9 protein-coding genes are annotated in these 8,705 nt (G+C 53.3%); 4 read left to right on the top strand and 5 right to left on the bottom strand.

Annotated elements, in window-relative coordinates:
* From ACI4N7_RS03800 to ACI4N7_RS03785, 4 genes are all read left to right on the top strand, one after another.
* Nucleotides 1–949 (top strand): metallophosphoesterase family protein (locus ACI4N7_RS03800; protein WP_439732036.1); only part of this gene is annotated, 949 nt, incomplete at its 5' end.
* Nucleotides 950–1,094: 145 nt separating this feature from the next.
* The gene (locus tag ACI4N7_RS03795) at nucleotides 1,095–1,727 is read left to right on the top strand and encodes a lactate utilization protein (protein ID WP_439732035.1); all 633 of its coding nucleotides are present in this window, start codon (nucleotides 1,095–1,097) and stop codon (nucleotides 1,725–1,727) included.
* Nucleotides 1,728–1,997: 270 nt separating this feature from the next.
* Complete coding sequence (gene cutA, locus ACI4N7_RS03790; RefSeq protein ID WP_439732034.1) at nucleotides 1,998–2,309, top strand: divalent cation tolerance protein CutA; 312 nt, start codon at nucleotides 1,998–2,000, stop codon at nucleotides 2,307–2,309.
* Between the two features lie 100 nt (nucleotides 2,310–2,409).
* Entirely contained in the window at nucleotides 2,410–2,760 is a 351-nt protein-coding gene (locus tag ACI4N7_RS03785; protein ID WP_439732033.1) for a hypothetical protein, read from the top strand.
* Between the two features lie 166 nt (nucleotides 2,761–2,926).
* Here the strand turns inward: ACI4N7_RS03785 and ACI4N7_RS03780 are convergent, their stop codons facing one another.
* From ACI4N7_RS03780 to ACI4N7_RS03760, 5 genes are all read right to left on the bottom strand, one after another.
* Nucleotides 2,927–3,985, bottom strand: a complete 1,059-nt coding sequence (locus ACI4N7_RS03780) for a S66 peptidase family protein (RefSeq protein WP_439732032.1) — start codon at nucleotides 3,983–3,985, stop codon at nucleotides 2,927–2,929.
* 173 nt (nucleotides 3,986–4,158) lie between these two features.
* On the bottom strand, nucleotides 4,159–4,827 hold the full coding sequence (locus ACI4N7_RS03775) for an HAD family hydrolase (RefSeq protein WP_439732031.1): 669 nt from the start codon (nucleotides 4,825–4,827) through the stop codon (nucleotides 4,159–4,161).
* Nucleotides 4,828–4,992: 165 nt separating this feature from the next.
* Nucleotides 4,993–6,183, bottom strand: coding sequence for a type II secretion system F family protein (locus ACI4N7_RS03770; RefSeq protein ID WP_439732030.1), 1,191 nt, complete (start codon nucleotides 6,181–6,183; stop codon nucleotides 4,993–4,995).
* 171 nt (nucleotides 6,184–6,354) lie between these two features.
* The gene (locus ACI4N7_RS03765; RefSeq protein WP_439732029.1) at nucleotides 6,355–7,356 is read right to left on the bottom strand and encodes a type IV pilus twitching motility protein PilT; all 1,002 of its coding nucleotides are present in this window, start codon (nucleotides 7,354–7,356) and stop codon (nucleotides 6,355–6,357) included.
* 4 nt (nucleotides 7,357–7,360) lie between these two features.
* On the bottom strand, nucleotides 7,361–8,536 hold the full coding sequence (locus tag ACI4N7_RS03760) for a GspE/PulE family protein (RefSeq protein ID WP_439732028.1): 1,176 nt from the start codon (nucleotides 8,534–8,536) through the stop codon (nucleotides 7,361–7,363).
* Between the last annotated feature and the right edge of the window lie 169 nt (nucleotides 8,537–8,705).

The following is an 8,705-nucleotide window of genomic DNA, read 5'->3' as shown; positions in this document are numbered from 1 at the left end:
CTATCCCATGTTTCGTTCCATTCTCTGTTTCCTTCTTGCTTTTTCCTGTATAGCCTTTGCAGGCTGCGGAAAGGAAGCGGATGCTCCGTCGGCAGGGAAAGAGTATGAGAGAATTGTGGTGATTTCGGATCTGCACTATCCGAGCAAAGCCACCGATAATAATAAAAGACAGGCGATCATTGACAATAAGGTGAAGGCCCGGGATGATATCAACGGCTGGTCCGATGTGGATCTGAAAGTCTTTAACGGAGATATGGTGGAAATGACGGGATCCATGGAGCAGATGCAGGAGGCCCGGCAGTTTATTGATGGATTTCAGGGAGAGAAAGCGTTTCTGGCAGGCAATCATGAGCTCTTTTATCAGGAAACGTTGAAGAACGGGAAACCGGTGATGGCGGATCCGTCCCTTCGAAAGGCCCATGAAGAAAACTATGAAAAGGTTTTCGGTCCCCTTCACAGTACAAAAAGACTGGGGCAGTATCTTCTGATTTTCCTTTCTCCGGAGGATACGGAGAGCCGTTTTCCTGTGGCCATGTCCCGGGAAGAGCTGGCATGGCTGCGGCAGACGCTGAAGGAGAATGCCCAGACACCTACCCTGATCTTCTATCATGCGCCTCTATCCGATACCATGATTCCCTATAACGATACCATCGGCAGTCCTAGAAATTTTGCCCAGCCTGCCGGAGAAATCGACCTGCTTCTCCTCACCAGTCCCCAGGTGAAGCTGTGGGTGTCCGGTCATACCCATACACCGCCCACACAGCCTGCTTTTGCCAGCGATGTTAACTATTACCACGGCAAAATCCTGGACGTTTATAATCCTACCTGGGATGGAAAGCAGGTGTGGACGAATTCCATTTACCTCTATAAGGATAAAATCGTAATTAAGACGTTTGATCATAAAAAAGGGGAATGGATGGAGAATCTCACAAGGACAGTCACGCTGTGAGGGACTGATGAGACAATAACGGTGCCCGGCTGTATTCCCGAAAGAGGGTTTATGCATATAGATTCTATCATTCCTGTGCTGATATATTGAAATGGGCGCTGGAGGATGTGTATGGTGAAATAAGGCTGGAAGGTCGGAAGGTATTATGGACTTGGAAAAGGTGAAACGAGCGTTTAGAAGGAATCGATTTGAGTGCTCTGTCTTTGAAACAAAGGAGGAAGCAGCGGATTATCTGGATCATGAAATCGACGGCACCACCGTGGGATTTGGTGATTCCCTGACTTTACAGGCCATGGGCATGTACGAACGGCTCTCCAAACACAATGAGGTGTGGGATGTGCACCAGGTCAACAGGGAGCGGGACGGCTTTGAAAAGAGCAGCGAAGCATTCCTGGATATAGCCCGCCATGCCATGACCACTGATGTATTTCTAACCTCGATCAATGGTGCTTCAGAAACAGGAGTCATGGTCAATCTGGACGGTACCGGCAACCGGGTGGCAGGTTCCCTTTTCGGACATCGGAAGGTATACTTCGTCTTTGGTGTGAATAAACTCCGCCCCACACTGGAAGAAGCTGTCTATCGGGCCAGAAACGAAGCGGCCCCGAAAAATGTGCTCCGCCATCACTATCGCTGCGGCTGCTCCCTGCAGGGCGGGAACCGATGCTTCGACTGCGGTGCCCCGGACCGTATATGCAACGTCCTTGCCATTTACTACAAAAAAATGCGAAATATAGACATGGAAGTAGTCATTATCAACGAAGATTTGGGATATTGATAATGGAAAAATAAAGCGGCAGAGAAAAGCAGCCGGGCGCCAGGGAACCACGGATTAAATCCGCGGAAATCAGCAGGCTGCAGCAGTGTGATTGCTGTCTGTTGCAGCTTCTGCATTTCCTGCGCAGCGCCGGCTGAAACATTCCGTCTCCGTTCCATATTTAAAGAAGCCGTGCTGCCATTCTCCCTTTCCTGGTCTTCCTTCATCTTCTCATTTGAATCCTTTGAATCCAGACTATGCATTGGATCGAAAGTCTGAAAGGAGGTCATCATGTACAAAATTCAAGTGTATCTTCCCCCGGAGGCGCTGTGCCGTATCAGAAAAGCCATCGAACAGGCAGGGGGCGGACGTATCGGAAATTATGCCGGCTGTATGTCCTGGTGGAAGGTGCGGTCTTCCTGGATTACCCTGGAAGGCGCCCATCCCTATAACGGGAAAACAGGAGAGCGGACAGAGGCGGAAGAATATATTCTCCAGTGCCGGGTGGACGAGGCCCATGTGGAGGAAGTCATTGCCGCTGTCAAAAAGGCCCATCCTTATGAAGAACCGGTGGTGGACGTGGTCAGGCTGGAGAACCGGTGAAAAAAGGAGCCTTTCTCCTGCTTCCTGCAGGAGGCCCCTGTGCGCCCGGGGATGCGGGCGCCGGCAGAAGCTGTTTATCTATGATTAGAAGGAGAATCCCATGAACCAGGAACAGACCATGAATTTACCTATCCGCTATTACAGCATAACCACCGTGCCCAGGGAATATACGCCCCAGCCGGTGCTTCCGGAAGGGAAACAGGTGGATATGGGAGAATTTCTCTCTGCCATGGCTTCTGCCAAATCGCAGGTATCTGCCCTGTCTCCCTATCTGTTTGTCCTTTTTGAAACGGAAAACGGCGGTGCTTTCTGGCAGTACCTGGATATGGCCGGTGAGCTGGGACGGATTCATTTTGTCAGCAGTGACAGCTATGTCAGCGCCACGAAAATCATTTTCCCCAATGGCGCCTATATGTATCGGATCAACCAGGTTTTCCTGAAACGGGAATAAAAAATATCCTGCCCCTGTACGCAGTCACAGCGCTGTGCAGAAGGGCAGGATATTTTTTTGTCTTCAGGGGTTCCGGAGAATGGACATCCGCAAGGGAAGGAAGAAACATGTGCGGATGATTCCAGCGCAGGGAAAGATCTATAGCAGGCCGCTGCAGCGGCTTTTTTTATTTCAAATAGGATTCCTCATAGCGGAAGGAAGCGGTGCCGTCTTCTCCGGCATGGATGGAAGCTTTGACGCCCAGGGGAAGGAAGAGATTGTCCGGGCCGTGGCCGACGGGGATGCCTTCAATGACCGGCTTTCCGGATAATTCAGCATAGTGGGCGAGCACATCATGAATGGAAAATTCCTCTCCCACCGGAGCGGCACCGTAAAAGTCGCCGTAGGCGATGGCGCTGACCCTGGAGAGCAGGCCGTTCTGGTAAAGCTGCTCCATCATGCGGTCTATCCGATAGGGATCTTCTCCCGTATCTTCCAGAAGAAGGATGGCACCGTCTCCCTTCAGCTCGTAAGGGGTGCCGCAGAGGGAGGCCAGTACTGACAGATTTCCTCCTTCCACTATACCGGACGCATCACCGGGGTGGAGAACCTTCAGCTTTCTTCCGGCGGGAAGGCGGATTTCTCCGGCGGGAAGGCTTCCGGAAAGGCCGTTTTCAAAGTTGTACAGGGTAAATGCGGTATAGTTATCCCCCTTGAAACTGGACATCATAGGGCCATGAATGGTGACAATGCCGCTTTTTTCTCCAATGGCGGCATGGAGGGCGGTGATATCGGAAAAGCCGATCAGCATTTTCGGATGACGGGCAATCATTTTATAATCCAGTTTATCCAGCAGCCGGGCGGATCCATAGCCGCCGCGGAGGCAGAGAATGGCCTTCACGGAGTCATCCCTGAAGAAATCATTGAGGTCCTTCGCCCTTTCTTCGTCGCTTCCGGCCAGAAAGCCGTAGTCATCGGTTACGGAGGGAGCCAGCTTCACCTTGTAGCCCAGCGATTCCAGCAGTTCGATGGAGCGGTTGTAATCCGTCATTCCGCCATGGGCTGCCGGAGCCAGGATGCCGATGGTATCTCCTTCCTTCAGGGGAGATACTTTTTCTCTTTCCGCCATTTCGCTTCCGGAAGCATGGGGAGAAAGGAAATGAAAAATCCCTGCTATGACGATGATCACCAGCACGGGCAGAATATATAATTCATATTTTTTAAACCATGTATACCAGTCAGACATGACAAAGCCTTCTTATATCCCATTGGCGTCTGGAAAGGAATCCGCTGCAGACAGAATCCGATGGGATTCCGTCTGTTTCATCTGCATGGGCCGATGAAAGGGTGTGTTTCCGGGCGCTAATGACAAGTATAACACGGATATGAGAAGGAAGTGCAAAAAGTTTCCTGCTGCCGTCAGCATTCTTTTGTAGAAGGAAGACTGTTTTCAAAAAAACGGCGGGCCTCTGTGAGAGTGGTAAAGACATGGCAGCAGCGGCTTTTGATTTCTTCCGTTGCCGGCATGAGATCCGGCACCATGACCGGTTTCATGCCGGCGGCAGCAGCGGCGAGGATGCCGTTGGGACTGTCCTCAAAGACCAGGCAGTTCCGGGGCGGGACGTTTAATTTTTTCGCGGCCAGAAGAAAAATATCCGGCGCCGGTTTGCCCCGGACTGCTTCATCACCGGCGGCAATGGCGTCGAAACAGGAAAGAAGACCGCTGCACCGGAGATTAGCCAGAATCTGCTTCATGGGACTGCTGCTTCCGACAGCCAGAGCATAGCCTCTTTCCCGGAAGAAGGAAAGAATTTCCCGGCATCCCGGCTTCTCCGGGACTTTCTTTGACAGGAGAAGGGCGACCCTTTCCTTGCAGAGACGCTGGATAGGGCCGCCGCAGTCAGTGTGATAGTACTTTTCTATGATGCGGTTCATGGCATCGCCGCTGGTTCCGCATATTTCGTATTTAAAATTCTCCGGAAGGGAAATACCCCTTTCCCGGGCCAGACGGTTCCATTCCTGCTGGAATATACTTTCCGTATCGAAAAGGGTACCGTCCATATCAAAAATAACAGCTTGTCTGTTCATGAATACCTCTTGAAATAGCAGGAAACCGGTATGCCGGAAAAGGAATCTATTGGGGAATCCTGTTTCCTGTGTATCCGGCTGCCTGCGGTGTGATCAGTCCTGTCCAGGGCCCGGAAAGCATAGCTTCATTCATAATCATCGGTGCTTCTCCGGTTCTGCCGGATTCTATCCCATATGGGCGCCGGCGGCGCGGAAGACAGGAAGCATGACGGAAAAAACCAGAAGGGCGGTTACCGCTCCGGTAAAAAGAAGGAGGGAAGGCTCCAGGACAGCCCGGAAGCGGCGTACTTTTCTTTCCGTTTCCCGGGAAAGGATATCGCCTGCCTGACGCAGGAAACGGGGAAGCTCTCCGCTTTCCATACCGATCTTGCAGAGGTGGCATACCAAAGGGAAGGAGAAACCGCTTTCCTCCAGGGCAGCAGGAAAATCCTCACCCTTTTCCAGCTGCGTAATCACATAGGAGAGAGCATCCCGGGCTTTTCCGTTTCCCGTAATGTCCCGGCAGTCCCTGAGGGATGCAGACAGGGTGCGTCCGCTTTCCAGCAGGGCGGCAAGAGTGGAGCAGAATCGGATCAGGAGCATCCGCCGGTAGAACCTGGAGCGGTACAGGAGGGCGTGGCTTTCTTTTTTCCCTTTTTCCGTGAGAAAGAAAAGGAACAGGCCCGAGGGCAGGAAAATAAGGAAGGCCAGCAGGAACAGGCCATGGCTCTTCAGCCACAGGCCGGCCTTCAGGGAGATGGAAGCGGCAGGAGGAAGGGGAATGGAAAGAGAGTCAAAAAGAAGGGCAAAGGAGGGAAGGATGAAAGTCAGAATTACAAGGAACAGGCAGAGGGCAAAGAGGGTCACGAAGAGAGGATAAGCCAGAGCGCCCTTCAGCTGACGGAGAAAACGGTCTTCCTTCCAGTAGAAACGGGATATACGGTGCAGCTCCCCGGGCAGTGTGCCTGACAGTTCGCCTACGGAAATCAGGGACACGAAAAAGGGAGGAAAGCAGCGGGCACTGCGGAAGCTTTCCCCCACACCGTGACCGGAGGCAATGGTCTTCCCAATGGATGAGAGCACTTCCTTTTCTCTTTTCTCCATCTGGTCCTCCAGAAGGGACAGGGCATCGGTGATGGTGAGCCCCGCATCCAGAAGCGAAGCCCATTCCTCCGCCAGAAGAGCCAGCTTCTGCCGGGAAGCAAAGGGTCTGCCGAAGAAAGGCAGAGAAAAGGGTTCCTTCCTTTCCTCCAGATGAATCAGGTGCAGCTCCCGGGAAAAAATTTCCTGCGCTGCTTCCTTGCGGGATTCGGCCTGAATCCTGTCCTCTATTACAGTCCCGTCATCACCGTAGGCTTTATACATAAATTCCTTCATGGCAGATTCTCCTTTGCGGGGGAATGAAGAATGGAAAATGGTGGTGCGTCGTTTTCAATTTTATTCAGTATCAATCCGGCGGGGCAGCGGCATGTCCGATTCATTGACCGGCGGAGACAAAAGGTGCAGGTCGAGAGGCAGCTGGCAGCCGTTGGTGCCGCTCCGATGCCCTTACAATTCCAGGGCTTTCATCATTTTTTCCCGTTCCCGTTCGGAAATGCCTTTCAGTCCGTAAGCGGCCTGCTTCATGGTACGCATCTGATGGAGGCCCATTTCCATGTAAGAGGGGATCTGGGCTTCTTTTCCTTCTCGGATGAGGTGGGCGGTGGCAGGAATATTGGTCAGAATTTCACGGAGAAGCCAGGTGTCTCTGCCGGAGCGGTACAGGCGCTGGGAAACGGCGGAACGCAGGTTGGCGGCCAGAAGGCTCCGGATTTCTTCCTGCCGGTCGGCAGGGAAGGCATGGATGATGCGGCCTATGGAGTCGGCGGCTCTGGTGGTATGAAGAGTGCCGATCACCAGATGGCCTGTTTCTGCGGCGGTGAGGGCAGCGGCTATGGTTTCGCTGTCCCGCATTTCTCCCAGGGCAATGACATCAGGATCCTCACGAAGCGCGTCCCTCACGCCGGATGCAAAATCTATAACGTCGGTTCCCACTTCCCGCTGGTGCACCAGGGCTTTGTCCGAAGGAATCACGTATTCCACCGGATCCTCCAGGGTGACCAGGTGGCAGGCGCGGCGGGTGTTGATCAGCGTGAGAAGACGAGCCAGGGTCGTACTTTTACCGCTGCCTGAGGGACCCGTCACCAGCACCAGTCCGTGATCCAGAGAGGCGGTCTTTTCCATCCAGTCCTTGTCCGGATCCGGGGCAAGGGAGGTGAGGGAAGGAAGGATGCGGAGAGAGGCGGCTTTTTGGCCGAATGAACGGTATACATGAATGCGGATGCGGCAGGAGCCCAGGGAGGCGCTGCCATCACAGGAGCCCCGCTGTTCCCATTCCTTTTCTTTCTCTTCTCCCAGAAAATCCTGGAAAAGGGAGGCGAAAAAAGCAGCGTCTGCTGTTTCCTTCAGCTTTTTGAGACTGCCGTAGAGCCGGATCGATACGGGGGCTCCTTCGGTGACGTGAATGTCAGTCATGGAAGGATAGGCAGTCATGAGTTTTTCTATATCCATACCATCACTCCTCTCCTGCAAGAATCATGGATGCTTCCTCCGGCGGTATGATTCCTTCCTCCATCAGTGCCAGGGCCGCTTCTCCCATAGACGGCTGTCCCTGTTCCTTCATGCATTCCCGGAAACGGCCGTCGGAAAAGCCATGATGGAGAATGTCCCGCTCCCTGCGGCCGATGGAAATCATTTCAAAAACGCCGATGCGTCCCCGGATGCCTTCATGGCAGGATGGACAGCCCTTCTTCCGGTACAGGGGGAGGCCGCAGAATTTTTCCGGAAGAGCCAGGTCCTTCTGCTCCTTTTCGCTGAGCGGGGCCTTTTCACGGCAGCGGGGACAGAGACGGCCGGCCAGCCGCTGAGCGATGACCAGGGACAGGGAGGCGGAAATGAGGTAGGGGGCGATGCCCATGTCCATGAGCCGGAGCGGCGCATCGGAAGCCTGGTTCGTATGCAGAGTGGAAAGAACAAGATGGCCGGTAAGTGCTGCATGAACAGCGATTTCTGCTGTTTCCCGGTCCCGGATTTCACCGATCATGACAATATCCGGATCCTGGCGAACGATGGAACGCAGTCCCCTTTCAAAGGTGAGGCCCGCCTTTTCATTCACCTGCACCTGAGTCACGCCCTGCACCCGGTATTCCACCGGATCTTCCACGGAAATAATGCTGACGCTTTCCCGGTTCAGCATTTTCAGGGCCGCATACAGGGTAGATGTTTTTCCGCTTCCCGTAGGTCCGGCGGTGAGAATCATGCCGCTTCTCCGGGAAAGGCATTTCCGAAAGACTTTTTCCTGCAAAGGGAGCATGCCAAGCTCATTTTTTTCTATAAAGTCCACCTGCCCCGACAGAAGGCGGATGACGATGGTTTCCCCGTATAAAGAAGGAAGAATGGAAATGCGGAGATCATAAGGCACACCGTGAAAAGAAGCACTGCAGCTCCCGTCCTGCGGCAGCCGGCTTTCTCCCACATTCATATGGCCCATGACCTTGGAACGGACAGACAGGCCGGCCAGCATTTTCAAAGGGAGACGGAAACGGTCCCGCAGACTTCCGTCCTCTCGAAACCGCACCCGTACCATGGAAGACTGGGGCTCCATATGAATATCGCTGGCTTTCTCCTCTGCGGCGCACTCCAGAATCCGTTCAAGCACCCGCTCCGCCGATCCTGTCCTGATTTCCTCCATGCTATCATCTCCCGGGGAATCGAAAGAAAACTTTCTTTTATTATAACAATTTTTAACATTCTGCGGTAGAACTGTGGCTGAATCCCGATACAGGACTGCGGGAAAGAGAAGAACTTTTTCTCGCGGTTCTCCGGCAGACATGCTATGCTATAGCCAGAAAGGCTTCGGG

This window comes from Dialister sp., assembly GCF_051885895.1.
In the GTDB taxonomy this organism is placed as follows: domain Bacteria; phylum Bacillota; class Negativicutes; order Veillonellales; family Dialisteraceae; genus Dialister.
Note: the sequence above shows the minus strand (reverse complement) of the source record. Positions and strands in the feature narration are given on the sequence as shown.

Excerpts from the sequence above, each read along its gene's own strand:
- ACI4N7_RS03795 (WP_439732035.1), top strand. The coding sequence starts at position 1,095 with ATGGACTTGGAAAAGGTGAAACGAGCGTTTAGAAGGAATCGATTTGAG.
- cutA (WP_439732034.1), top strand. The coding sequence starts at position 1,998 with ATGTACAAAATTCAAGTGTATCTTCCCCCGGAGGCGCTGTGCCGTATC.
- ACI4N7_RS03785 (WP_439732033.1), top strand. The coding sequence starts at position 2,410 with ATGAACCAGGAACAGACCATGAATTTACCTATCCGCTATTACAGCATA.
- ACI4N7_RS03780 (WP_439732032.1), bottom strand. The coding sequence starts at position 3,985 with ATGTCTGACTGGTATACATGGTTTAAAAAATATGAATTATATATTCTG.
- ACI4N7_RS03775 (WP_439732031.1), bottom strand. The coding sequence starts at position 4,827 with ATGAACAGACAAGCTGTTATTTTTGATATGGACGGTACCCTTTTCGAT.
- ACI4N7_RS03770 (WP_439732030.1), bottom strand. The coding sequence starts at position 6,183 with ATGAAGGAATTTATGTATAAAGCCTACGGTGATGACGGGACTGTAATA.
- ACI4N7_RS03765 (WP_439732029.1), bottom strand. The coding sequence starts at position 7,356 with ATGGATATAGAAAAACTCATGACTGCCTATCCTTCCATGACTGACATT.
- ACI4N7_RS03760 (WP_439732028.1), bottom strand. The coding sequence starts at position 8,536 with ATGGAGGAAATCAGGACAGGATCGGCGGAGCGGGTGCTTGAACGGATT.